The organism is Pseudoalteromonas sp. SWYJZ19 (assembly GCF_015864375.1).
GTDB lineage: Bacteria > Pseudomonadota > Gammaproteobacteria > Enterobacterales > Alteromonadaceae > Pseudoalteromonas > Pseudoalteromonas arctica.
Window position 1 is genome coordinate 49,446 of sequence record NZ_JADYXI010000020.1, and the last position, 23,969, is coordinate 73,414.

A 23,969-nucleotide genomic window follows, 5' to 3' on the forward strand; every position below is an offset into this window, starting at 1 on the left:
TAACCTACGGCCACATTATCAAGGGTCGCAAATTATACAGTAAAAACGAGCTAACAGTTAGTCATAACTTATCTTTTAACGTGTTTAATCTACTTTATAGCGTTTAAATATTAAAGAGGTGTTAATACCACCAAACGCAAAGTTATTACTCATCACGTAATCGGTATTAATCTCACGCCCTTGATGCCTTATGTAATCAAGCTGAGCACATTCGTCATCAACGTTATCTAAATTAATTGTTGGTGCAAACCAGTTATCAGCCATCATATTAATGCTTGCCCATGCTTCTATTGCACCACAAGCACCTAATGTATGCCCCAAATAACTTTTTAACGAGCTAATAGGTTTGCGACCTAATGCGTTAAACGTAGCGTGAGACTCAGCAATATCACCTTTATCTGTTGATGTGCCATGAGCATTAACGTATCCAATTTTTTCAGGCTTTAAATTGGCATCTTGAAGTGCCATCTCAATGGCTAACTGCATCGTTTTTGATGTTGGTTGAGTAACGTGTTGTCCATCAGAATTACAGCCAAAGCCAACAACTTCAGCTAGTATTGTTGCTCCGCGAGCTTTGGCATGTTCGTATTCTTCTAGAATAAGTGTTCCAGCGCCTTCGCCTATCACTAAGCCATCACGATTTTTGTCAAAAGGTCTTGGAGTTTGTTTTGGTGTTTTATTTTTTGTGGATGTTGCATAAAGCGTATCAAATACTGCAGCCTCTGTGATGCATAATTCCTCTGCTCCACCAGCCACCATTATTTTTTGTCGGCCAAACTTAATCGCTTCATAGGCGAAGCCTATTCCTTGAGATCCCGATGTACAAGCAGAGCTTGTTGTTATAACACGCCCTTTTAAACCAAAAAACACACCAACATTTACAGGGGCAGTATGCGCCATCATTTTAATGTAACTCGTGGCTGTTACACCTGACATCGACCCCGTTTCCATCATATTTGCAAAGGCGAGTAATGGCTCAGTAGAGCCAGTAGATGAGCCATACGCTATACCCGTAGAGCCATCTGTTAGACTTTCGTGCTCGAGTAGTTTGGCTTGTTCAAGTGCGCATTCAGTAGCACGAGTTGACATAAGTGACACTCGCCCCATTGAACGGATTTGTTTTCGTTTGTAATGACTTGGTCGCTCAAAGTGTTTAACTGGCGCGGCTAAACGAGTATTGAGGTCGTCAGCTATATCCCACTCTGGCATAGTAACAACAGCATTTTCGCCTTTAATTAAGGCTTGTTTGAATTCAGACCAATCATCGCCTAGTGCAGTGACCACTGACATCCCTGTTACTACAACGCGTTTAATCAAACCATACCACCATTAACCGAAATTACTTGGCGTGTTATGTAAGCTGCATCATCAGACATTAAAAAAGCGACTGTTCCCGCAACTTCTTTAACGCTCCCCATGCGTTTAAGGGGTATCATTTTCATCATTTCATCAATAGGTAATTCATCAGTCATCGCGGTTTCTATTAAACCAGGTGCCACACAATTAACTGTGATTTTGCGTTTTGCCAATTCTAATGCAAGTGCTTTAGTGGCCCCAATAATACCGGCTTTTGCTGCACTATAATTTACTTGTCCTCGGTTACCTGCAATACCTGACACCGATGACATTGTAATTATTCGCCCACCTTTACGGCTTTGTACCATAGGCATTACAGTTGGGTGTACTACATTATAAAACCCATCTAGGCCTGTACGTATTACACAATCCCAGTCTTCCCCTTGCATAGCAGGAAATGCCATATCGTTAGTAATACCTGCATTACACACCACGCCATAATAAGCGCCATGCTGAGCTATATCTTCTATTATTTGTGCTTTGGCCTGCTCTCTGTCACATACATCAAATTGTAATAAACTGGTGGCTCTACCTAATGCATTAATTTCATCGCATGTTGCTTGAGCTTGCTCAACACCCGCTCTGCAATGTACTGCAATATCAAACCCTTGCTCAGCAAGTTTTAACGCAATAGCTTTACCAATACCACGGCTTGAACCCGTAACTAAAATTCTTTTTGTCATTGATTTTCTCTTATAAATTCCAACGGGTTTTCAGGCTGAAATACATTGATTTTTGCTTGGCAAAGTAGAGTTTCACACGCGAGTATTTGGCATTCAAATACACTTAAACCTGACTCTTCTTGATATAGCTTTTTCACTTCAATAGTCAGCTTACTGCCGTTTTTAAAACACGGTTGATAAGTTTGATATTTTCGCGTGCCAATTAAAAAACCAATTTTTACAGGTTTATTTTCATCATTCGCTAACGCACCAGCGTAAGCGGCAATAGACTGCGCCATGTACTCAACACCAATATAGCTAGGTACGCCGTTAATTACAGGACTAAAAAAAGGGCTTTGCTCAGTGATAGTAACGCCGCATTGAGCTTCATCTTCGCTGTGTGTTAAAAGGCTATCTATTAAAATCATAGGCGCATCATGCGGGACTACTTGCTCTATAGGGTAATTAGTCAACGTTAACTCCCAATATTAAGCTGGCATTATTACCGCCAAACGCAAATGAATTAGATAAGCAGTATTTAAGAGCGGGCTTAAACGCTTGTTTTATTATTTTTATATCAGCCAAATCACTGCCTTCTTTAATCGCATTATACGGCAGCATATGTTGGCCGCTGTCTTTTAATAATAACCAACATATACCGGCTTCAATGGCACCTGCAGCACCAAGAGTATGCCCTGTTAAATGCTTACTTGAGCTAAGCGGGGTATTGTTGCCAAACACGCGATTAATTGCAAGTGCTTCCATTTCGTCATTTTTTACAGTAGCCGTACCGTGAGCGTTAATATAATCAATATCACCACAGGATAACTTTGCGCTTTTTAGTGCTTTTTCCATTGAGGCTTGGGCGCCCATCCCATTAGGATCGGGGGCTGACATATGATGCGCATCTGAGCTTTCGCCACTGCCTAGTAACATAACGCCGTTATTTGTTATTGGCTTATTTTTAGTCATTACAAATAAAGCGGCCCCTTCACCAATATTAATGCCGTCTCTGGTGCTAGAAAAAGGCTGGCATAAACCCGAGCTTAAAGAAGCGAGCGAGTCAAAGCCATTAATTGTTAATTGGCACAAACTATCCGCACCACCACAAATTACCACATCGGCTAAATCAGCATTTAGCAAAGCTCGGGCGCTAATTAACGCTTTGCTACTCGACGTGCACGCAGTAGAAATACTGTAACAAGGCCCTAGAGCCCCTATTTTATGTGCAATATAATGAGCGGGTGTTGCTAACTCTTGATCACTGTAACTAAAGTCATCAGGCCAGAGTTTTGTACTTTCATAGCTTTTACGCGCTCTTTCGCCATCATGAATACCTGATGTACTAGTACCCATTACAATTGCGATACGCGACTTATTAATATGCGAAAGTTTATCTAAGGTTGGCTTAATCTGCTCTAAAGCTAGATCAATAAATGTATTGATACGTTTATTATTTGATAAAGCAATAGACTGAACTTGCCCGACATACAGCGGAGTTTGCTCAGCACTTAAACTTTTATTTAAAGTTAATAAAGGAGTTGCAGGGTTATATTTATTTAAGCTTGTTGTGGTTGCATCTTGGCCTATGCCCATCGCACTCACAATGCCTAAATCATTCAGCCAATATGTCACTGTTCTACCTTTTTAAATGTTATTTGATACTGATGTAAAATATTGTTCAACGTTGTCGACTCATCACTATAGTCAATGGTGATAAATGTACCCTCATCGTTAAATACCTGCCGATTAGAGCCAACCTGATCTATTAAAGCACCCTCTAACTGCTTTTGTAAAAATGCTACTGGCCAATGTACTAATGCAATATCCGCCAAAATATAATGAGGGTCTATCCCTTCTACCGCCAGCATATTTCGTGTTTTTACTGGGCCATTTAAAGGTTTTTCAAGCTCCATAATCGGAAAGCCTTGCACTGTCATTAACAATAACTTAATTGCACCTTTGTCATTTATAGCTAATTGGGCAAATACAGTGTGTGTTTTTTGCTGATTCGTAATATACAAAACATGCTGCCAAGACTTATCAAACATTTGTGCTGGCACGCTATTAATATTTAATTGAATATTAGGTGATAGATACACTCTATTTTTAGATGCTGTAAAACTCGTACATGCGCTCAATACAGCAAATATAAATACACTACACACCGCATACTTAATTAATTTTGACATAACTGAGCCAACACATTTAAACGGCGTTCACTTTGTGCAACAAATGGGTTATTTGTATCCCATGCGTAACCCGCTAAAATAGCACTAATCATTTCTCGCACCTGAGTATTTTGTTCAGAGTAAAATATCACATCCTGAAAACGCGTATCGTACCACCCTGTTACAAATGTTCTAAAACAATCGACCCCAGCTTGTAATGGCTGTGCGTAGTGAGCGTCAAAATCGACGACTTCGTTTTTTAAATAGCGATCAACAAGTGGGGCAATTAAATTTGCAGATTTGAGTGCAATTGTTACACCTGATGAAAATACCGGGTCTAAAAATTCCCCCGCATTACCCAATAAAGCAAAGTGCTTACCATATAACTTACTCACATTTGCCGAGTAGCCTTTTATATTTTTTGCTGGAGTTAATAACTCACGCTGTGCTAATAGTGTTTTTAAATAAGGGTCTTGCTCTATAAATTGATTTAGTAAATCGCTAGATTCATCATCATTAAAACGCTCTGACTGGGCCACAACCCCAATACTCGCAGTACCATCACTAAAGGGAATAAGCCAATACCACACGTCTGAATATTGAGGGTGTACGGTAATCAAAATTTTATTTCGATCGAAGCTTGTATCACTAATATTGTCTTTAAAGTGACTAAAATAAGCGCTTCGAACAGGAAAGTTAGAAGGAAGCTCTAAATCTAACAATTTTGGTAATACACGCCCAAAGCCACTTGCGTCCAATACAAATCGGGCATTAACGCGATAAGCTTGCTGCTGTTCATTGTGTACCACTAATGATGCACCATTTGGCTCATCACAGTAGTCAACCACCGTGTGCTTATATCTGATTTCTACGCCTTGTCCTTGTGCTTTGTCTGCTAATAATTTGTCAAAGTCGGCTCTTTTCACTTGATACGTAGTGCCTGGGCCTTTAGTAAATTTTTCAGTGAAATTTATAGTTGTATTTTGCCCTGCCCGATGAAAAGCAGCGCCATCTTTAAACTGAAAACCTAAAGCCGCTGCATTGTCATGTAGTGTATCGATTAAACCCGCGTCTTCTAAGTACGCCATACATTGCGGCAGTAAGCTTTCACCAATTGAAAAACGTGGAAACACCTGCTGTTCAAGTACCAGTACCCGCCATCCCTTTTGAACTAAAAGACTACTAGCCAATGCACCCGAAGGCCCAGCGCCAATAACAACAACATCGTACTGCTCAAGGTTATTCAAATTATTGTTCCTTTTGAGGCTTTAAAACACTCAGCGGTGATAAAAAGTAAATAGCTAAAATCCCTACCATTACACTCAACCCAAAGCTAAAAATAGCGGGTGTATCAGATGCACTCAACATGCCAAATACCCACATTGATGACGCAGCCGATAAGCTAATCGCTAACACATTTTTGGGCTCTAACTTATTTATTTGATAAAAAACGAGGTAATCAATTGCTAAGGCAATAACAAGTAACGCACCGAGTAAATTAAATAACGACAAGCTACCTTGAATCGCATTACATACCCAAAGCATGCTCAACACCACAACAGATAAAATGGTCACCTGCAGCAGCGCTATCTTAATCGTAAATCGCCAACTAAAAAGCAGCCAACTAATAAAACCCGCAAGCACTAGGCTTAATAGTAAATATTCACGGTAATCACTTAATAAAGCACTAATTTGTTTAGGTTTATTATAAAGGTAAATTCCATTGTTTTTTTCAACCTCATTAATTAGTTGATCAGATGAAATACCCGAAATAGACACCCACGTTATCGATTGTTCTGACTCAACAACCATTTGAGAAAGCAGTAATGGTTTAAATGTACTCGTGGCGAGTGTTTCATAAGTGAGTAACGGTGCCTTTGTACTTACTAACGCTTGCCCTGTAACGCGCTCTGCAATATCCAAAGTCCCTTTGTTTTTAGCCTGTTCAAACAAGGCTTGGTTATCGCTCTGCTTTTGTAAACTAGGCAACCAATGGCTAATGCTATTATGTTTAAAATTAGGGTTTAGTTGGGTTAAGCGTTTTAAAAACTGTTCTTGCTTTTGTAATAGCGCTTCGTCGCTATCTGCAAACATAAAAACAACTTGGGTGTCCCATTGCCCAAGTAATAACAAATGCTTTTTTTCGTTTAGCATTAAATGTTCGGAGCTTGCATTTAATAGCTTTACATCATCATTAAAGCTAATAGGTTTTATTAAAAATAACGCACTTATAAGGACTAATAACGTAATGAGTATTGGTTTTTTTAAACTATTGCAGTATAAAAAAACCTTAATGAGCTTTTGACTCATCAATAAACTCGAAGGCGATAACGTGAGTGTAGATTGCCACAATGGCAAAACTAAAACTGTAAATAGCCAAGCACTCACTAAACCCGCAATAACAAACACACCAACTTGAGATAATAACGTTAGTGGCGCACCTAGTAAGCAGCAATAACCCAACGTAGTCGTAATAAGAGACAATAAAAGCGCAGATTGTGTCCCTTTGCTGTAGCCTTTTTCATGCTCTTTTTTGGCTAAATCAGTCATACCATGAAATGCATAATCAATGGCAATACCAATCAAGGTAACTGCAAAAACAAGCGTTAATAAATGAATAGTATTAAACAGCAACACCATAGCGATAGCGCCGCCAATAAGTGCACTCAGTACGGTAAAGCTTGCTAATAAAATACTGTTTAAACGCCTAAACACCCAAAATACCATAGCAATAAGGGCTAATAAGCTAATGCCACCAAACAGGCTCATCTCGTATTTAGCTTGTTTAGCATTTTCAGCCGTATGAAATAGCACACCAGAGTAAGTAATGCTTAAATCAGGGTAGGTTTTATTAAGTATATTGATCTGTTTAATTATCGCGCCAGCTAAATCAATTGATTTATTAACCCCTAAATTTTCGGGCGCTAAGTTTGCCAAAATGACACGGTATTCAACGCCTTTTAAACGTCGAGTTAAACGACCTTGTTCAAGCGTAAACAATTGGCTTTGTTTTAAGTTATCTTCTATAAATGCCGCTAGGCTCAAACTTGTATCTTTGCTTAAGGTAGCACTTACAAATGGGTTGCCTAACTGATTTAATTGCTCAAGGTAATAATGTTCAAACGTTGTTTTTTTGCTTAATGTTTGCTTGTAAGTATCACTTAATAACGCATGTTTGAAAGGTGAGAATGTTTGCGCTAAATCGTTAACGGACGGAAAGTTAAATGTGCTTTTAATTGCATTATCGTCGAGCCATTTTTGGAAATCATCAAATGCTTTATTTTTATTATTTCCTGCAAACGAGAACATAATACGGTTAGCATTTTGCTGAAAAAAAACATCTTCCGCATGTGCAATTTGGGAGTGCGACTTTGGCAATAAGCTAAACATATCGGCGCTAAACGTTGGTTTAGACAGCCAAAAAGCTGCAGCAAAAAGTAAAATTAAACTGCTAAACCACCCTACAATAACGGTAATTCGTTTTGTCACTGCACTATTCCCTTAATTAACCACTGCATTATTTAAAAACATAATTTTATTTGGAATAAGTAAACTCAATTTTTGTGTTATTTCCTGAGTGCTCATTTAGTGTAATACTGCTCACTTGCTTAGCAGTTTCACATAAAATAAAATCACTAAATAATTGCTGTAGCATCGCTTCTTTTGGTATTAACTGTGTGCAACTGTCTTGCATTTTAGCAATGTCAAAACGTGTTTCCAGAGCACTCATATTTACGCTAAGTAAGTCACTCAGTAATCCTACAAATTGCTCGCTACCGGGTTGTGGTATTAACTCACCATTGGCATTTTGTGCAAGCACTTTGCCGTTTTCTATTATGAGCATACTCTCAACAGGCATTTTCACTTGCCAAATTAGCTTTTCATCAATTAACGAAAAAACACCCGACGAAATAAAAGGCTTAGCAAATCCATTAAATTGCTTATATTGCTTAAACTCACCTTTAATAGCTGCTGCATTTACTACAGAGCAAAACAGCAAAAAGCTAATGGCTATGCTCAATGTAAAACATTTTAAAAAATTCATTTAATCGCCTATAAAATAAAAATTTAATTCAAAACCGCTTTTAACTTATTAAATAAAATAGCGGGTGATTCAAATTGCATTTCTTTGGAGCTAACCTCAACCGCAACTTGCGTGGTTGAGGCTTTAGTAAGGCGCTTATTAGTTAGCGAGTCAGTGATTACGTAATCAATCCGTAGTCTATTCTCGTATTCTTTTAAATAAGCCGCTACTTTAATTTTTTGAGTAAATACTGCTGAGGCGACATACTTTATTTGCATATCAACAATAGGCCACGCGTAGCCCGATTCATGCATTTGTGGGTAATCATAATCAAATAAACGCAGTAACTCGCAGCGCGCTACTTCTAAGTAACGTGGGTAGTTACCATGCCATACAACATTCATTGGATCGCAGTCATGAAATGGAATTTCAATTTCTACAACATGCGTTAATAATGCACCTTTACTATTCATACAACGCCCAACGTTTAGTTTGAATATACCCTATTGTTTGCCTTAGCACGGCTTCCATTGGTCTATCCTCAGTGAGGTTTTCAAAGTAATCAGTTATATCGGTATACATGTTTTGCATATCTTGCGTTAAAGTCGAAAACTCAAGATCGCCTTGTTTTATACGCAATCTAACACCTTGAATACTTGCTAATAACGTACTTGCTAACACTTGTTCTGTTAGCTGTAAAATACGTAAACAATCGCGAGACGCAATAGTCCCCATACTCACTTTATCTTGATTATGACACTCTGTAGAGCGAGAAAAAACGCTGGCCGGCATGGTTAGCTTTAATGCTTCAGCAGTGTAAGCACTACAGCCAATTTGAACCGCTTTAAAACCATGATTAATATAACGGCGCTCTGGTGCACTATCAGACAAGTTTGAAGGTAGCCCATTGTTGTACTTAGTATCAACCAAAGAAGCGATTTGTCTGTCTGCTAAATCAGCAAGGTTTGCAACGGCTGTTTTCATGCTATCCATTGCCATTGCAATGTGGCCTCCGTAAAAATGCCCGCCGTGTAATACATGCTCACCTTGGCCGTCAATTATTGGGTTATCGTTTGCTGAATTAAGCTCGTTTTCTATCATGTGCCTAAAAAACGGCAGACTGTCTTGCAGAACACCAATAACATGGGGTGCACAACGGATTGAATACCTATCTTGAAGTCTGTCTGCATTACGAGGGTGATCGTGATGGTTTAAATCGTCTCTTATCCAACGTGCAATTTGCTGCTGCCCAGGATGTGGCTTAACTGAAAATAATATCTCATCAAAATGATGGCTATTTCCTTTAAGCGCTAAGCTTGATAATGCAGTAATACGGCTCGCCAGTTTAGCTAAGTAATTAGCCCTATCAAACGCTAAACACGCTAATGCAGTCATTACCGCTGTGCCATTCATAACGGCAAGACCTTCTTTTGGCCTTAGTGTTAGTGGTTCTAAGCCAACTTCTTTCATAACTTCTGCACTGTTACGTACTTGGTCTTTGTAAAACACATCACGCTCGCCTACCATCGCACCTGCAACGTAAGATAACGGTGTTAAATCGCCACTGGCACCTACGGACCCTTCTTGCGGGATCACAGGCACTATATCGTTATTTAAGTAATCTTTAAGTAGGTGCAGCATTTCCCAGCTAATACCAGAGTAGCCCTGTGAAAGTGATGTTAAGCGGGTCGCTAAAATTGCACGCCCTTGCACTTTATTAAATACATCCCCGAGTCCACAGCCGTGAAAGCGAGTTAAATGCAGAGGTAATTCATCAACTAAATCAAGGGGTACAGCCACCGTTACAGAATCACCGTAACCAGTAGTAACGCCGTAAATCACGCCATCTTCTTTTAAAAGTGTGTCTAAAAAACGCAAAGCGCTATTAATTTTAACGCTAAAAGTTTCACAGCTATTTAATTGCACTTGTGTTTCATTAAAGGCAACTCGAACAATATCTTCAATTGATAATCGCTGATTGCCAAAAAGCTGTATATTTTGTTCAGTCACACTTGTTCTCCATTGATTGATCGCGCACTACCTGCTGATCACTTTTCCAAAAATCGTAAAAATTAAACCACTGATAAGGATATAAAGCTGCGTAATAACTCAAACGCTGTGCATAGTCAGTAATAATAAGTGTTAGCGCCTGCTGTCGCTCTCGTCGAGGCATTTTTAATGACTGGCTGTAATGTTCAAATATCACTTGATACTTTTTGCTTTTTTTATCTTTTAAACAAAACAAAAAGTAAACAGGGCAATCAAGCAGCGCGGCTAATATAAAAGGCCCCTGTGAAAATGGGGCATTTTTGCCTAAAAACGGTACCTGTACCGACCGAGAAGCCGTTGTTGTGCTTGTTCTGTCACCAACAATAACGATTATTTCTCCCTGCTCTACTTTTTCTTTTAGTAAAATAGCTAAGTCAGGCCCCATATCAGTCACTTGTATTAAATTAACCGACACATCTGGGTTAATCTTTTTAAGCATTTTATTAAATTCAACAGCGTGATGGGTAAACACCAGTACATTTATTTTTTTACTGCTGCGGTGCTGGCTAAGTGCCCTGCACACCTCTAAATTACCCAAGTGGGAACCTATAAAAATAGCCCCTTGATTTTGCTCATCTAACTCAGCAAATAAATGCTCATTAGTGTATTTAATATCACGTTGGGTTATTCGCCCAAGCCAAGCATCAATTTTATCTAATGCGCTATCTGCAAAACTGCAAAAGTGCGTTAATTGCATTTTAAACGTAACAGGTTGTTTACTGCCTTGGTAAACATTAACCTGCGCTAAAAACGCTTTAGATGCTACACGCGCTACTTTTCCTGTTAAAAAAAGATAAAAAACCACAGGAAACAAAACAATCCACAGCCCTTTTCTACCCAGTAATTTATGAGCAAATAACAGTATTTGAATACCTAAGAAATTACCGCGCTCTTGCATTTTAGACCAGTGTTTAGCCGCCATAACGCCTCTTTAATTTATGCCAAATTAACACAGGAGAGCGAATCAACATTCCAAAAAACAAGCGGGTGTGTAACCACGAAATACGCACGTTATCGTGTAATGGCTGAAAATGAGAAAGCCCATTTTCGGGGTAAATTACTTGGCTAGGTAAAAATACAAAAGGCACATTGCGCCAATATAAACGCACTAAAATTTCGGGGTCAAAATCCATGCGTTTTCCAAGCGATACCTCATCAATTAGCTTTGTACTTTGCTCAAGCGGATACACTCTAAAGCCACACATTGAATCTACAATTGTAAAACTTAACGTTTCAATCCATACCCAAACATGCGTTAAATAACGTGCTAAATAACGGTGTTTAGGCACTGAATCGTCATATATTGGGCAACAGCTTATAAGCGCTTTAGGCTGAGCGTTTGAAAGCGCTATTAGTTTTTTAATATCAGATAAGTCATGCTGCCCATCTGCATCAATCTGTATCGCATGCGAAAAACCTAGCTTATGTGCCTGCTTTAAGCCTGTTTGTACCGCGCCGCCTTTGCCTTGATTATCGTCGTGGGCAACTACACTCAACTGCGCGTGTTTTGCATCGAGCTTACTGAACACATTTTTAGCTTCGGCGTTGCTTGCGTCATCAACCATAATAATAGGAAGATTAAATGACGATAATTGGCTCAGTACATCATTAATAACCGTAACGTGATTATAATTTGGGATAACAATACAAAAGTTATTCATTTATCAGGCTATCAAAAACAACACGGCCAGATGCATGCTGTCCTTTGTTTGAATTATACGAAAAGGTATATTTATTCTCTGCTTTTTGCTCAAGTAATAATTCGATTGTTATACCTGGGGTAATCACTACCTGAAATTTTAATACTTCAACATTTTTAACAGGTTGCTGAACACTATAATATTTACAAATTGCAGCCACAGCCCAGTCTAATTGCACAACACCTGCGAGTATTGGGCCATCCGTAAAATGTCCTTTGAAATAATCTAAATCATGAGGAACTAGTAAGCTTAATTTATACTTTTGCTCTGCATTTTCACAAGACAGTAAATCAGGCTGTGTTTTAGTCAACTTTTGCAAAAAGACTCTCCAATGCTTTTAAATTTAACTTTGCCTGTGAGTTGTATGGTAATTGATCTACAAAACGCCACTTTTTAGGGATACAAATTCGCTCAAAGCGCGCTAATGCATGCGCTTTTAATAAATTATTTGTAGCTAACTTACCGTCACCATTAAAAAACATCTGCCCTTTATGCGTAAGCACAACAATAGCGCCTACAATTAATCGCTCACCAGGCAAGGCGATTACTTTAGCTTCACTTACCCACTCACTAGTACACAAATGTTGTTCTAGCTCATCTAAACTTAATCGCTTTTCTTCTAATTTTATAATTCGATCGAATCGGCCTAATAATCTAAATTGACCATTTTTAAGTACTTCGCCTCTATCATCTAAAGGGTAATTTTTGTCGCGAACGAGCGGTGAGTTTAAAATTAAACGCTGATCGTCCAAAGCCCGTACTTTAATACCCGAAAATGGCTGCCAAAGGCTAACCTTTTCAAGTGAAGTAACTTGTCGATATGCAATACCACCGGTTTCGGTACTACCAAAAACTTGTGTAACTGGTTTATTTAATTGCGTAAACAACGATACAGCATCTTCGTTTAATAGCGGTCCACCTGATGAAAAAATCCATTGTAAATGAGACTTATCATCCACTAAAACATTATCAATACATAACCGTTTTAACTGCGCTGGGCTTGAAACAAACACTACTTTTTTAAATAACTTGAGCTTTGTAGCTATATGTTCTGGGTAATGCAATAGCTCTGTATTTACAACCTTCCCTGCACGTAATGGCCACAATAATCTAAACAATAAGCCGTATATATGCTGATGCGAAACACTCGCTATAAAAATAGGATTATCAATCAGTGCGTAGCTATTAATTAATGTACTTAATTCTTTATTTATTACCTGCCACGTTTTTACAATTGGCTTTGCTTTACCCGACGAGCCCGACGTGTAAAAAACAATTGTGCCTTCTTGAGGCCATTTAATTGTTTCAATAGATACAAAGTGAGGTTGATTGACTAAGGTTCCTATATCTAAAAAATCAGCCTCTAAATCGGCTACTAATTCAGACTCACCAATAAAAAAAGGTGTTTGTTTAAGCAAGGAGTTTAACGTTGCAGGTTGCCCATTAGGCGGCAAAATCACTGTATTTCCGTGTAGTGCCAAAGCAAATAAGTACACGGCAAATTTGTAGGTGTCTGTGGTGTATAAAACAACCGATGATTTAGCATTTAACGTTGATAGCTTTGCTAAAACTTCGTTTATATCACTAACAAACTGACGTTCCGAAATATCATTATCAGTATGATTAAAACATGTTCTTATCGCATTACTTTGAAAAGCATTAAACACTGGCGTTCCTTTTTACTTTTTGTCTGACTAGCCACTCTATAGCAAACAATGTGCCCATAGCTAAGTAAGCAATAAAACCATTATAAAAAGCCCAGGTTTCTAGGCTACTAAAAATACTGGTGTACAGGGCAATACCACCGTTGAATACAAAAAACACACACCACACTAGCGTTACTTTTTTTGTATAAATCACACCGTTTTCATCAAGTGAGGGCTCAGTAATGCGCGCAAAGGTTTCAATAATAGAAGGCCCTTTATACAAAGAATACGCAAACACAACTAACATAACTAAATTAATGATTACGGGATACAAACGCAGCCCTAAGTCGCTATCCATTACCTTGGAAATCAAAATAGTAATGGCTGCTAAAAATGTAGCGGGCTTTAACCACGGCATTTTATCAAACAGGGCTTTGCTTAACCAAAGTCTAAGCCCGAGTAAAAATAGCAGTAATACTGTAATAATCTGACTATTAAAACGCGTAAGGCCTACGTACACAATAATAGGGTAGCAAGCCAAGCAAATCATAATTAACGTTGTTAAAACTGCTTTTAACATAGTATTAGTTAACTAACTTTTCTATTTCGGTGACTATGTCTTGCACTGTGCGCACAAGCTTAAAGGCATCAGGCTCAATTTTTTTACCTGTGATTTCTCTTAATTTTACAACTAAGTCAACTGCATCAATACTGTCTAAATCAAGATCTTGGTACAGGTTAGCCTCTAAGCTAATATCTTCTGGGTCTATTTCAAATTCGTTTTCTAAAATGCCGTGTAATACATCATAAATTTCAGCAGCGGTTTTCATCTTTCTTCCTACTTTTATATATTAAGAACGTGCTTGTTCAATAAATTTTGCTAAAGAATTAACTGAGGCAAAGTGCGCTTTAGTTTGATCAGAGTTTGCATCTATTTTCACATCAAATTGCTTCTTTATCGCAAGACCAAGCTCTAATGCATCTATGCTGTCTAGTCCTAGGCCATCTACAAATAAAGCGTCATCATCTTGTATGTCAGCAGTGGTCATGTCTTCAAGGTCAAGGCTTGAGATAATCAGTTGTTTTATTTGTTCTTTTAATTCGCTCATATATTTTTTAGCTCTTGTGTAAAATAATGTTGTAAATCTTTAGTCAATTGGCGTGATTGCATCGCAGGCATATCGCTGTCGTACGTTGCACAATTAAACTGCTGGCTCGCAAGCCCCATTGTAAAATGCGCCTGATATGGCGCGACCTTATACCAAGGTGTGCCTTTGGTTAAAGTGTTTGGCTTCATTTTAATTAAAAAAGTAGTAATGGGCGCATGACATCTAATTGCAATATTTGCAGCGCCTCGTTTAAACTTTAATGTTTTGTGAGGCTCTGTCCGTGTCCCTTCAGGAAATACAATTAAGTTATTACCCTTTTGCAAACTGCGCTCGCACTCTCGTAATAGCTCCTGCGGATCGTCATTACTTATATAGCCGGTGCTTTTAATAACGCCGCGCATAAAAGGATTTTTAAATAAATGTGCCTTTACTACGCAATCTGCATTTTTTACTACCGAAATTAAAACAACAACATCAATTAAAGAAGGATGGTTTGCTAATATCAGTTGCCCTTTTAAGCCTTCAATTTTTGCTTTATCGTTAACATGAAATCGAATAACGCCCGTTACATGCATTAAACTAACAAACAATTTGAAGCTGTAATGTACTGTTTTTCGAGCCTTAATCTTTTGTTTAACTGAGTCACTTTGAAATAGGCGCTGAGCAGGAAAAACAATAAAGGCTAATACTAAACCACCCATTCCAAAAACTGAAAAGCAAAATGCAGTAGCAATAATCCGCCAAATCAACCCACATAGCCTTTGTACATTTTTAAGCATGGTATGTAAGCTGCCAATCGTGCTCAAGCGTGTTATGAACAAGTAATGTATTGCTTCGCTCATACAAAGCTTTAGCGCATTGAATACTCATTGGTAAGTCGCTTTTTTTCATGCCCGTATTAAATACTTTGTTTAAACTAAAATGGGGTTCGCCTTTTTGCGGCGCTCTTATTATTAAACCAATAGAGTGTGCTATTTGCTGTTCATCGGCGTACTGAGCGTAAATATCGGGGAGAGTCTCGTCGGTATGAACTATTAACATGTGTTGCTGATCGTTATCAGCAAGTCTTACAAAGCCATCTACGAGTGCATAAATAAAGCTTTCGGCTCCTGCAGCTATAGCATTTGTAGCACTTGTATTACCCTGTATTATCCCAAAAAGTCCCGATGCGGCATTATGCACACTTAACCCAAAACCAGTGGGCGACAGTGGCTGATCATTTACTACATCAATAAGTAAGTTAGACGTTTTGTGAAAATCACCGTGGCGAGAAGAAAAAACACTCGGTAAATTAACGTAGTTACCTCGAGTACTTACTTGATGAGCACTAAAGAGTGCCATTTTGATAAAGGAAGTCATTCGGCGTCGCTGCATAGCAGGCACCCAACTAAGATTTAATACAGAGGAATCAAACCAATTACTCTCTTTTATTTGTCGCTGTTCGGGCTTTATCCATATAGCGAGTTCTTCAACAACAAATTTCACAGCTCTGCATATTTTATAAGATATAAGGGAAGGAATTTTACCGATTTTAGCAATAGAAGTAAATAATCATTAACAAAAAGCACTGAACTAACACTTTGTTCAGTGCCTGCTCATATTACTATGAAAGTAGAGCTATATCATTCTGCTTTAAACACTTAGCTATACCGCCAACAACATCGTTATTATTTAACTCATTAATTAACACTTCGCCTTGAGCTTGCTGCTCATCACTAAGCGGTAAGTACGGTAATCTAAATACAGGGTTTACTGCACCTGTCATCATCAACGCGGTATTAATAGCAATCGGGTTTGGTTCACAGAACAACCAGTTCATCAATGGTTGTAACGACGCATTTAGCTCGCTACTTGGCGTATCCATTAACTGACGGAACAAACCAGGTATAAGGTTAGAAGTAACCGAAATAACACCGTGCGCTTTATGTGTGTGGCGCGCATCATGACTTTCATCATCGTTACCCGACCAACATGCAATACCTTGTTGTTCATAATGGGCAATACGTTCATTACCGCCACACTCTTTTACACCAATAAAATATTCATGTTTAGCGAGTGACTCAATAATATCAGGTGTTAGGTCTTGACCTGTTCGCCCTGCTACGTTGTAAATAAAGGCAGGTCCAATATCAAGTACGCGCTTAAAGTGCTCTTTAACACCCGCAATAGACGTACGTCCGTAATATGGATTAATTTGCAGTGCTGCATCCATACCGCTGGCAAAGCCATATTTAGTTGCTTTAATCGCTTCACGGGTGTTGTTACTACCGGTATTACCGACAATAACCAGTTTTTCACCATACTTGTTTGCACTGTGCGCTATAAGCATTAAATGCTCTTCCCAGTTCATTAACTGGCCTTCGCCTGTTGTGCCACCAACTACAATGCCGTCAACGCCTGCTGCAATTTGTATTTCTACGAGTTCATCGTACTTTGCGAGGTCTATTTCACCGTTTGCTAAGTATGGCGTTTTAATAGCTGTAATAAGACTTGCTTGTTTAATTTGGTCTAGGGTGCGCATAAAAAATCATTATTTATAAAACTTGCGCTATTTGTAACATAATTGCCGGTACTTTTGGAGGTGTAAACCCACATTTAATTATAAAATCTCTTGTGTTATTAAGTTTGGTAATACAAAATGAATAACTGTATATATGAACAGTGTTTTATTTTTAACTATACCAGAGGCTTTATGCGTTTATCTGATTACTTAGCAACTCATTTTTATAACACCGATGAACTGTGCCAAGCATTAAATATAGATGCAGATACACTTTTAGCTTGGCAAGAGCGAAGTGTTTTCCCAAAACCAAGTTACTGTATTAAAAGTCAACTTAGCTGCAGCTCATATTCGGGTTTGTATGAATGCGAAGAGTATGACGACTATTACCCGCGCGGCTGTGTTAATTGGGGTCAAGGTCTTTTAAAACAAAAAATAGAATCATCAAGCCATGCTTTTAATTATTTTGCACAGCAATATACTGCAAGCCTAACTAAACTCGCTCAGCAAGGGTTTACGTTTAGCGAAGAGCTATTTGGCTGCGAAATAGACGAGCACTTGCAGCAAATTTGGCAACAGTTTTTATGCAGTAAGTACGGCGTGCTTACTCAAAATGGATTAATAGACGAAATAGTCTCGGTAGATATTGGCAGGCTATTAGTTGACGACATTACAGAACTGCGCAGTAAAGCGAGCTTAAACCAAGAAGAAAGAGCGCTACTGCACCCCGCCATGAAGCTTTTAAACAAAGCATTAGGGCATGGCGCCGATCATGAAAAACAACACACATTACGCACCCGCTATATAGATGCACTTATTTTAAAATACGATTTATCTATTAAATAACGTTTAAATTTACTTTGATAAAAACGTAGTGCTAAATGACCCTAAGTCTTCGTAACTAATCGTGGTTAACTGATCGGTATTAAGCTCAACAACACCACAGTAAGAGCCCGTTATAAACACTTGCCCTGCTTCTAAGTTGATTCCTTTGGCTGATAAGTAATTAACCGCCCAATAAAGTGGAAGTTGCGCAAGTTCTGCAGGGTGAATACCCGCCAAGCTTAACTCAGCTTCAATTTGCTTAACGTTAATGTTTACACTACTTGCGTTATACGCTTTGGCTTTATCTATTTTTGGGCCTAAATACACGCCTTGATTAGATAAACCATCGGCCAGCTTTTCAATGTGAGTGCTTGGAGTGTCTTCATCAAACCTTTTTTGAATAAGCTCAAGTGCTAAGTGGGCGCTGGCAAATGCAGTATCCACGTCTTCATTTGTATAGATTTTATTACTTGGTAAATCGCTTTGCAAAATAAATGCAATTTCTGGTTCTATCAGCGCTTTATCTTTTGTTGTATACAGTGGGCAATTTTCAGCTTGTTTTATAGGTGCATGTAAAAGAGGTGCTAATATAATTGAGCCATCATCTAAAGGCAGCATACACTTCCAGCCATATACAGTTTGATCATTTAAATAAATCATCAACTTTTGTACTTCTATTGCATCGTCAGTCGAGTCTAATACCAACTCTTTAGGAAAGTTTGAACGTGCTGGGTTTTCTTCTCTTTGTGCCATTAAGTGAGTAGCAATTAGTTTTAGCTGTATTGAGTTGTTCACATAAATCTCTTTAAAATACGTTACTGGTTAATCAGTAAATAGGAAGGATTACATTATTAATTTAGGCATTAGTACATCGTGTTAAATGCCTATAATTAAAATTGTATTTAAAACAAAGCGTGGTAATTATTTAAGTATCAATAGATTTAAGCGAGCGTAAAAACAGCCCCAAGCCACCAAACGCTAAAACTATAATAACAATCAAATCAAACGACGTCATAGTTCGCATGCTAAACCGAACACTCGATATAACGCCAAATATTAGTGCGGTTAACGATCCTAGCGATAGCACCCAGCCTAAAATATTTTTAGAATTATAAAAAATCAGACCCACACCAAAAATAAAGGGGATCATAACCATGCCGCCTGTAACGCCAAAGCCACCTAAAGCATTAACACTATAAATACGAGAACTTAGTCCAAAATTAGAGGTCACCGAAATTGCGTTTAGCAGCATATAAAAGCCACCGCACATCATAATCAAACCAATAAAAAAATGCCCAATACCACCAGAGCTTCCACCCGCACCTTTCATTATTAATTATTCCTTTTATATTTTTAACTTAATCGTTTTAAATGGTAATTACTCGACTATTAACATTGACCGCGGTCTACATAATCAATCCGTGCACACGCGAAAACACTTATCGCGTAATTACATGCCAAATAACATAAAACCAAGATAAAAAACCATGCAAAATTGCCCATAACACAGACTCGTTAGCACTCCATGAAATAGCAATTGCTAGGGCTGTACCAAAAGAGACTCCATATTTTACTATTTCATTTCTTGAGTTTCTCATTAATTATATTCCTCGATTCTAACTTATTAGCTGCTTGATTTATTTACTAAAACTGAAAACTCTTTACCATCAATATTTATACTTGCTTCTTTGCCCAGCTCAACGACTAAAGAAGGTGCCATATGTTTTTCACCTAATTTCAGGTCGGTTGCTAAGCTTACGGTCGAGTCATCAATTGGCGTTAGTGTAAGAGCAAAACTATACGAGTTATCAACTGAAACTGATGCCTCTTCGTTTGAATTTACTACTAAAACAGGTGAACCAATTAAATTTTTATTATCATAAAATTTGGCATTTACTACAAAACTGTCATTAGCTTGTGCAAATGAAACAAAGCCTAACAACGCTACTATTGCGATTAATTTTTTCATTATTATTTCCATATAAATTGATACAACTTAAAGCTGTTAAGGCTTTATTTGCTGTGATTTTTTAGCTGGCTATTTTCTAGTGATTGATGTTACATCGTTCACTATACTTTCCATGTGCTAAGGCACTTAATAGTGCCTATGAGTGTTTCTATATTTACACCAGAGAACTTTAATGTAAACAATAAATTAAATAAGCCATTTATTAGAGTAATTTGTGATACAAAAAACGACTTTTAATAATTTTATGGAGCACTTTAGATTTCGCCACACTGCAAATTAACAAAAAAGAGTTCTAATAGATTTCATTGATATATTGGGGAAGTAGAGTATTTAGGCTGGTTAAAGTGTAAGAATAAAAGGTGATGTAAGTTAACAGCACCTATTTGAGTATTTACTTAGTTATGTAGTTTAGCTAAGTGGTATAAAACTGCTTAACCAATTGTTCTATATACATCAATACTACTATTGGTTAAAAGCCCAGTAACCTGCGTACCAAACGCTTTAAAGTGTGGCTCGTTTTTATGCGCTTCAAAGTGCTCATCAGACGCCCATTGTTCGCTAACTACATAGTCAGTATGCTCAGCATCACTTTTTACCGATAATTCATAACGTAAGCACCCTACTTCTTGGCGCGATGACTTTTGTAAATTTTCAAGTGCTGTAAGCATTACATCTGTATCAATATTTTTGCACGACAGTGCAGCTATAACCGTTAACATGTGTATTCCTTATAAAAGTTAAGGTATAGACAATCTACACCTTAAAATATTTGGTTTAACTTTGCGTTTGAGGTAAGTTTACTGATCCCACTGCGGCGCAAAGTCTGGTGTTGCTTGTCGGTCGCCACAATCTAAGCCATCAATGCGGGCTATGTCTTCATCATCTAATTTAACATGGTCGTTAAAGTTATCTTCCAAGTTTTTACGCTTAGTTGATGATGGAATTGTCGTCATGCCATTGGCGTTAACCCATGCTAAAACAACTTGTGCCGGGCTTGCATCATGCTTTTTAGCAATGTCGATAATGGTTTGATCTTTAAGCACCTTACCTACAACAAATGGCATATATGCTGTTACATGAATGTCGTGCTGGGCACAAAAAGCACGCAATTTAGTGTTAGTTAAGTACGGGTGTACCTCAACCTGATTGGTAAATATTTCACGTGAGTCAAGCGTTTGCATTGCTTCATTTAAGTTTGCAATAGTGAAATTAGAAACACCAATGTGCTTAGTTAAACCAAGCTGCTTTGCTTTTAATAATTCAGTAAGGTATTCACTCATTGGCTCGTCGTTAGCAGGCGATGGCCAATGAATTAGCAGTAAGTCGACCGAGTCTACTTGTAGCTTTTCAAGTGACTTTTTAACGCTTGGAATAAAGTCGCTTTTATTTAATTTGTTATTCCACACTTTGGTGGTTAAGAATATTTCACTGCGCGGAATACTGCTGTCTTTTATAGCTTGACCTACTTGCTCTTCGTTGCCATAAATTTGTGCGGTATCAATATGGCGAAACCCAACTTCGAGTGCCATTTTTACTGAGTTATAGGCAGTGTCGCCCTCTAATCGGAATGTTCCCATACCGAGTTCTGGCATTTCTATCACACGTTGTGTCATGGTTTATCCTTATAAAATAATCGGTTAAAAACAAGCTCTTTTAAAGCTTTACGAAATACACCTTTTACTTCTTATTACGACTGTCACTTAAAAATCTATGACCTCATAACAGGTATGAGGTCATTAATTTTAGTTTCAAGGTTAACAGGTAAGGCTTTATGCTTGCTGAATTTCACGTTTATCAAGCATACCGCTGTAGCGTGTAACACCGAGTGCTAAAACAGAGATAACGGCGCCTATCCATGCTGTATCTTGCAGGGTCATGTTCTCTACTACGCTACCACCAATAATTGAGCCAAGTGCAATACCAATATTAAATGCGGCTATGTTTAAACCTGATGCAACATCTACCGCATTTGGCGTGTGCTTTTGTGCTTGCTTTACTACATAAAGTTGCAAGCCTGGCACATTACCAAAAGCAAATGCGCCCCAGACTAAAATAGTAAGTACAGCAGCAATTTTTGATTCCATCGTAAAAGTAAATATCAGTAAAATAATACTCAAAGCGCTAAATATAATACTCAGTGCGCTAATTGGGCCGCGTTTGTCAGCTAACTTTCCACCCCAAATATTACCTACGGCTACCGATACACCGTAAACAAGCATTATTAAAGCAATAGCCGAAGGCGCAAAACCTGTTTGTTGCTCTAAAATAGGTGCTAAATAAGTAAACGCTGTAAACGTGCCGCCGTAGCCCAATATCGTCATTAAATACACGAGTAATAAACGCGGTTTTACAATTACTTGTAGTTGTTCTTTAAACGTGGCTGGTATTGATTGTTTTAAGTTTTTTGGCACTAAAATAGAGCTGCCGATTAATGCAATTAAACCTAATACCGACACAACTAAAAACGTTGCACGCCAACCAAAGTGTTGTCCAATCCATGTACCTAGTGGCACACCAGTTACTAGTGCTACAGTAAGCCCGGTAAACATAATGGCAATTGCACTGGCTTCTTTGTCTTTGCTTACTAGACTTGTGGCAATCATCGATCCGATTGAAAAAAACACACCATGGGCAAGCCCCGTTAAAATGCGCGCAAGTATTAATGTTCCGTAACTTGGCGCTTGCCAAGCAAGTAAGTTGCCCAGTACAAACAAACCCATTAAGCTTATTAATACCACTTTACGATTCCAACGACCCGTTAAAGCTGTTAGCACCGGCGCACCAATTGCAACGCCAACCGCATATAAACTTACAAGCAAACCTGCTGAAGGTAGGCTTACGCCTAAGTCGTTTGCAATGGTGGGTACTAATCCCACTATTACAAACTCAGTTGTTCCTATTGCAAATGCGCTTAAGGTAAGCGCCCACAAAGCCAATGGCATAGTTATATCCTCATTAATATTTGAAGAATGTAGTTTGGCTAAAATATCGTTTGCAAAAAATAGCATTAGTGACAAAATACTTTTGTTAATAATGCAAAGATGGTGTTGGTATATTTATGGCTGTTCATTCAAAAACTGAAGATTTAGAAACGTTTATAACGGTAGTAGATTGCGGAAGCTTTTCGGGGGCAGCTAATTTGCTCGATCAACAAGTGGCTAAAGTGTCGCGAGCTGTATCACGCCTTGAATATACACTGCAATGCACTTTACTAAATAGAACAACACGCCGATTAGAACTTACCGAAGAGGGCCATACTTTTATAAAATATGCGCGCGAAGGATTAAATACGCTTTATACCGGTGAAGAAGCCATAAAGCTTTTAAAACAAGCGCCAAGTGGCAAGCTGCGAATAGATGCGGCAAGCCCTTTTGTATTTGCACCAACTTACGCCTTTAATTGGCGAATTTGCCAAGCAATACCCCCACATAACGCTTGATATAACCTCACACGACAGCATTATTGATTTACTTGAACATAAAACCGATTTAGCCATACGCATTGGTGATTTAAAAGACTCAAACTTACATGCTCGTAAACTTGGCAGCAGCCAGTTACGTATTGTAGCCAGCCCAGAATATATAAAAAACAACGCAACAATTACGCAAATAGATGACTTACAAAATCATAAGTTAATTGGTTTTAGTGACTCCCCTAAATTAAACACTTGGCCGTTAGTAAAGCCCGCTTTATTTACGTTTTCGCTTAGCGCAAGCAGCGGTGAAACAGTGCGCCAGCTGTGCATTGCAAACCAAGGTGTGGCGTTACTTTCTCACTTTATGATTGGCAATGACCTAAAAACAGGTAAATTAGTTGAAGTGTTACCCAGTGCAGTTAGCTCTCCTAATAACCGAGAGGTTGTACAAGCCGTGTATTATAAAAACAGTGCGGTATCGTCTCGAATTGTGGCTTTTTTAGACTTTATAAAGCCACGACTAAGCTTATAACTATATTAAAA

At 38.3% G+C, this 23,969-nt stretch carries 28 protein-coding genes and 1 pseudogene; 2 read left to right on the top strand and 27 right to left on the bottom strand.

Annotation, left to right across the window (positions count from 1 at the left end):
* Positions 1-84: 84 nt before the first annotated feature.
* From I6F45_RS17150 to dapA, 20 genes are all read right to left on the bottom strand, one after another.
* Complete coding sequence (locus tag I6F45_RS17150) at positions 85-1,314, bottom strand: beta-ketoacyl-ACP synthase (RefSeq protein ID WP_197161356.1); 1,230 nt, start codon at positions 1,312-1,314, stop codon at positions 85-87.
* The gene (gene fabG, locus I6F45_RS17155; protein WP_007580797.1) at positions 1,314-2,039 is read right to left on the bottom strand and encodes a 3-oxoacyl-ACP reductase FabG; all 726 of its coding nucleotides are present in this window, start codon (positions 2,037-2,039) and stop codon (positions 1,314-1,316) included. The genes I6F45_RS17150 and fabG overlap by 1 nt, the downstream gene beginning before the upstream one ends.
* Positions 2,036-2,491 carry an ApeP family dehydratase gene (locus I6F45_RS17160; RefSeq protein WP_197161306.1) on the bottom strand — a complete coding sequence of 152 codons (456 nt, stop codon included), beginning with the start codon at positions 2,489-2,491 and terminating at the stop codon, positions 2,036-2,038. The genes fabG and I6F45_RS17160 overlap by 4 nt, the downstream gene beginning before the upstream one ends.
* The gene (locus I6F45_RS17165) at positions 2,484-3,653 is read right to left on the bottom strand and encodes a beta-ketoacyl-ACP synthase (protein ID WP_197161309.1); all 1,170 of its coding nucleotides are present in this window, start codon (positions 3,651-3,653) and stop codon (positions 2,484-2,486) included. The genes I6F45_RS17160 and I6F45_RS17165 overlap by 8 nt, the downstream gene beginning before the upstream one ends.
* On the bottom strand, positions 3,650-4,210 hold the full coding sequence (locus I6F45_RS17170; protein WP_197161312.1) for a DUF3261 domain-containing protein: 561 nt from the start codon (positions 4,208-4,210) through the stop codon (positions 3,650-3,652). The genes I6F45_RS17165 and I6F45_RS17170 overlap by 4 nt, the downstream gene beginning before the upstream one ends.
* Positions 4,198-5,436 carry an NAD(P)/FAD-dependent oxidoreductase gene (locus tag I6F45_RS17175; RefSeq protein WP_197161315.1) on the bottom strand — a complete coding sequence of 413 codons (1,239 nt, stop codon included), beginning with the start codon at positions 5,434-5,436 and terminating at the stop codon, positions 4,198-4,200. Before I6F45_RS17175 ends, I6F45_RS17170 begins: the two co-directional genes overlap by 13 nt.
* A 1-nt stretch (position 5,437) precedes the next feature.
* Complete coding sequence (locus I6F45_RS17180; RefSeq protein WP_197161318.1) at positions 5,438-7,678, bottom strand: MMPL family transporter; 2,241 nt, start codon at positions 7,676-7,678, stop codon at positions 5,438-5,440.
* Positions 7,679-7,724: 46 nt separating this feature from the next.
* Complete coding sequence (locus I6F45_RS17185; protein WP_101216993.1) at positions 7,725-8,234, bottom strand: outer membrane lipoprotein carrier protein LolA; 510 nt, start codon at positions 8,232-8,234, stop codon at positions 7,725-7,727.
* 23 nt (positions 8,235-8,257) lie between these two features.
* Positions 8,258-8,686 (bottom strand): acyl-CoA thioesterase, encoded by a 429-nt coding sequence (locus I6F45_RS17190; RefSeq protein ID WP_007580812.1) that lies wholly within the window; start codon positions 8,684-8,686, stop codon positions 8,258-8,260.
* Positions 8,679-10,223: an HAL/PAL/TAL family ammonia-lyase gene (locus I6F45_RS17195; RefSeq protein ID WP_024593020.1), complete on the bottom strand. Its 1,545-nt coding sequence runs from the start codon at positions 10,221-10,223 to the stop codon at positions 8,679-8,681. Before I6F45_RS17195 ends, I6F45_RS17190 begins: the two co-directional genes overlap by 8 nt.
* Positions 10,216-11,184, bottom strand: a complete 969-nt coding sequence (locus tag I6F45_RS17200) for an LpxL/LpxP family acyltransferase (RefSeq protein WP_197161320.1) — start codon at positions 11,182-11,184, stop codon at positions 10,216-10,218. The genes I6F45_RS17195 and I6F45_RS17200 overlap by 8 nt, the downstream gene beginning before the upstream one ends.
* On the bottom strand, positions 11,174-11,923 hold the full coding sequence (locus tag I6F45_RS17205; protein ID WP_197161324.1) for a glycosyltransferase family 2 protein: 750 nt from the start codon (positions 11,921-11,923) through the stop codon (positions 11,174-11,176). Before I6F45_RS17205 ends, I6F45_RS17200 begins: the two co-directional genes overlap by 11 nt.
* Positions 11,916-12,281 (bottom strand): ApeI family dehydratase, encoded by a 366-nt coding sequence (locus I6F45_RS17210; protein WP_083707572.1) that lies wholly within the window; start codon positions 12,279-12,281, stop codon positions 11,916-11,918. Before I6F45_RS17210 ends, I6F45_RS17205 begins: the two co-directional genes overlap by 8 nt.
* A complete protein-coding gene (locus I6F45_RS17215; RefSeq protein ID WP_169061406.1) occupies positions 12,265-13,629 on the bottom strand; it encodes an AMP-binding protein in 1,365 nt (454 codons plus the stop codon). Before I6F45_RS17215 ends, I6F45_RS17210 begins: the two co-directional genes overlap by 17 nt.
* Positions 13,622-14,188, bottom strand: a complete 567-nt coding sequence (locus I6F45_RS17220) for a hypothetical protein (protein WP_197161327.1) — start codon at positions 14,186-14,188, stop codon at positions 13,622-13,624. The genes I6F45_RS17215 and I6F45_RS17220 overlap by 8 nt, the downstream gene beginning before the upstream one ends.
* Before the next feature lie 4 nt (positions 14,189-14,192).
* The gene (locus I6F45_RS17225; protein WP_002958648.1) at positions 14,193-14,438 is read right to left on the bottom strand and encodes an acyl carrier protein; all 246 of its coding nucleotides are present in this window, start codon (positions 14,436-14,438) and stop codon (positions 14,193-14,195) included.
* Positions 14,439-14,459: 21 nt separating this feature from the next.
* The gene (locus tag I6F45_RS17230) at positions 14,460-14,717 is read right to left on the bottom strand and encodes a phosphopantetheine-binding protein (protein ID WP_007580830.1); all 258 of its coding nucleotides are present in this window, start codon (positions 14,715-14,717) and stop codon (positions 14,460-14,462) included.
* Entirely contained in the window at positions 14,714-15,496 is a 783-nt protein-coding gene (locus tag I6F45_RS17235; protein ID WP_197161359.1) for a lysophospholipid acyltransferase family protein, read from the bottom strand. Before I6F45_RS17235 ends, I6F45_RS17230 begins: the two co-directional genes overlap by 4 nt.
* The gene (locus I6F45_RS17240; protein WP_197161330.1) at positions 15,489-16,202 is read right to left on the bottom strand and encodes a beta-ketoacyl synthase chain length factor; all 714 of its coding nucleotides are present in this window, start codon (positions 16,200-16,202) and stop codon (positions 15,489-15,491) included. The genes I6F45_RS17235 and I6F45_RS17240 overlap by 8 nt, the downstream gene beginning before the upstream one ends.
* Before the next feature lie 118 nt (positions 16,203-16,320).
* Positions 16,321-17,238: a 4-hydroxy-tetrahydrodipicolinate synthase gene (gene dapA, locus I6F45_RS17245; protein WP_197161333.1), complete on the bottom strand. Its 918-nt coding sequence runs from the start codon at positions 17,236-17,238 to the stop codon at positions 16,321-16,323.
* 171 nt (positions 17,239-17,409) lie between these two features.
* Here dapA and I6F45_RS17250 point away from each other — a divergent pair, with 171 nt between their 5' ends.
* Positions 17,410-18,063: a DUF6058 family natural product biosynthesis protein gene (locus I6F45_RS17250; protein WP_024591738.1), complete on the top strand. Its 654-nt coding sequence runs from the start codon at positions 17,410-17,412 to the stop codon at positions 18,061-18,063.
* Between the two features lie 9 nt (positions 18,064-18,072).
* Here the strand turns inward: I6F45_RS17250 and I6F45_RS17255 are convergent, their stop codons facing one another.
* The 7 genes from I6F45_RS17255 to I6F45_RS17285 all read right to left on the bottom strand — a co-directional run bounded on the left by I6F45_RS17255 (position 18,073) and on the right by I6F45_RS17285 (position 22,953).
* Positions 18,073-18,837, bottom strand: coding sequence for a 2-keto-4-pentenoate hydratase (locus tag I6F45_RS17255; protein ID WP_197161336.1), 765 nt, complete (start codon positions 18,835-18,837; stop codon positions 18,073-18,075).
* Positions 18,838-18,967: 130 nt separating this feature from the next.
* Complete coding sequence (locus I6F45_RS17260) at positions 18,968-19,372, bottom strand: hypothetical protein (RefSeq protein WP_197139360.1); 405 nt, start codon at positions 19,370-19,372, stop codon at positions 18,968-18,970.
* Between the two features lie 109 nt (positions 19,373-19,481).
* Positions 19,482-19,640, bottom strand: a complete 159-nt coding sequence (locus I6F45_RS17265; RefSeq protein ID WP_007378675.1) for a hypothetical protein — start codon at positions 19,638-19,640, stop codon at positions 19,482-19,484.
* 26 nt (positions 19,641-19,666) lie between these two features.
* Positions 19,667-20,011 (bottom strand): hypothetical protein, encoded by a 345-nt coding sequence (locus I6F45_RS17270; RefSeq protein WP_165740778.1) that lies wholly within the window; start codon positions 20,009-20,011, stop codon positions 19,667-19,669.
* A 431-nt stretch (positions 20,012-20,442) separates the two neighbouring features.
* Positions 20,443-20,730, bottom strand: coding sequence for a putative quinol monooxygenase (locus I6F45_RS17275; protein ID WP_165741650.1), 288 nt, complete (start codon positions 20,728-20,730; stop codon positions 20,443-20,445).
* Between the two features lie 78 nt (positions 20,731-20,808).
* Positions 20,809-21,624 carry a 2,5-didehydrogluconate reductase DkgB gene (gene dkgB / locus I6F45_RS17280; RefSeq protein WP_197161339.1) on the bottom strand — a complete coding sequence of 272 codons (816 nt, stop codon included), beginning with the start codon at positions 21,622-21,624 and terminating at the stop codon, positions 20,809-20,811.
* A gap of 156 nt (positions 21,625-21,780) precedes the next feature.
* Complete coding sequence (locus tag I6F45_RS17285) at positions 21,781-22,953, bottom strand: MFS transporter (protein WP_197161362.1); 1,173 nt, start codon at positions 22,951-22,953, stop codon at positions 21,781-21,783.
* 116 nt (positions 22,954-23,069) lie between these two features.
* On the opposite strand from I6F45_RS17285, the pseudogene I6F45_RS17290 reads away from it, so the two are divergent.
* A pseudogene (locus I6F45_RS17290) lies at positions 23,070-23,958 on the top strand (LysR family transcriptional regulator).
* Positions 23,959-23,969 lie beyond the last annotated feature (11 nt).

Excerpts from the sequence above, each read along its gene's own strand:
- fabG (WP_007580797.1), bottom strand. The coding sequence starts at position 2,039 with ATGACAAAAAGAATTTTAGTTACGGGTTCAAGCCGTGGTATTGGTAAA.
- I6F45_RS17170 (WP_197161312.1), bottom strand. The coding sequence starts at position 4,210 with ATGTCAAAATTAATTAAGTATGCGGTGTGTAGTGTATTTATATTTGCT.
- I6F45_RS17185 (WP_101216993.1), bottom strand. The coding sequence starts at position 8,234 with ATGAATTTTTTAAAATGTTTTACATTGAGCATAGCCATTAGCTTTTTG.
- I6F45_RS17190 (WP_007580812.1), bottom strand. The coding sequence starts at position 8,686 with ATGAATAGTAAAGGTGCATTATTAACGCATGTTGTAGAAATTGAAATT.
- I6F45_RS17200 (WP_197161320.1), bottom strand. The coding sequence starts at position 11,184 with ATGGCGGCTAAACACTGGTCTAAAATGCAAGAGCGCGGTAATTTCTTA.
- I6F45_RS17205 (WP_197161324.1), bottom strand. The coding sequence starts at position 11,923 with ATGAATAACTTTTGTATTGTTATCCCAAATTATAATCACGTTACGGTT.
- I6F45_RS17220 (WP_197161327.1), bottom strand. The coding sequence starts at position 14,188 with ATGTTAAAAGCAGTTTTAACAACGTTAATTATGATTTGCTTGGCTTGC.
- I6F45_RS17225 (WP_002958648.1), bottom strand. The coding sequence starts at position 14,438 with ATGAAAACCGCTGCTGAAATTTATGATGTATTACACGGCATTTTAGAA.
- I6F45_RS17230 (WP_007580830.1), bottom strand. The coding sequence starts at position 14,717 with ATGAGCGAATTAAAAGAACAAATAAAACAACTGATTATCTCAAGCCTT.
- I6F45_RS17235 (WP_197161359.1), bottom strand. The coding sequence starts at position 15,496 with ATGCTTAAAAATGTACAAAGGCTATGTGGGTTGATTTGGCGGATTATT.
- dapA (WP_197161333.1), bottom strand. The coding sequence starts at position 17,238 with ATGCGCACCCTAGACCAAATTAAACAAGCAAGTCTTATTACAGCTATT.
- I6F45_RS17250 (WP_024591738.1), top strand. The coding sequence starts at position 17,410 with ATGCGTTTATCTGATTACTTAGCAACTCATTTTTATAACACCGATGAA.
- I6F45_RS17260 (WP_197139360.1), bottom strand. The coding sequence starts at position 19,372 with ATGAAAGGTGCGGGTGGAAGCTCTGGTGGTATTGGGCATTTTTTTATT.
- I6F45_RS17265 (WP_007378675.1), bottom strand. The coding sequence starts at position 19,640 with ATGAGAAACTCAAGAAATGAAATAGTAAAATATGGAGTCTCTTTTGGT.
- I6F45_RS17270 (WP_165740778.1), bottom strand. The coding sequence starts at position 20,011 with ATGAAAAAATTAATCGCAATAGTAGCGTTGTTAGGCTTTGTTTCATTT.
- I6F45_RS17275 (WP_165741650.1), bottom strand. The coding sequence starts at position 20,730 with ATGTTAACGGTTATAGCTGCACTGTCGTGCAAAAATATTGATACAGAT.
- dkgB (WP_197161339.1), bottom strand. The coding sequence starts at position 21,624 with ATGACACAACGTGTGATAGAAATGCCAGAACTCGGTATGGGAACATTC.
- I6F45_RS17285 (WP_197161362.1), bottom strand. The coding sequence starts at position 22,953 with ATGCCATTGGCTTTGTGGGCGCTTACCTTAAGCGCATTTGCAATAGGA.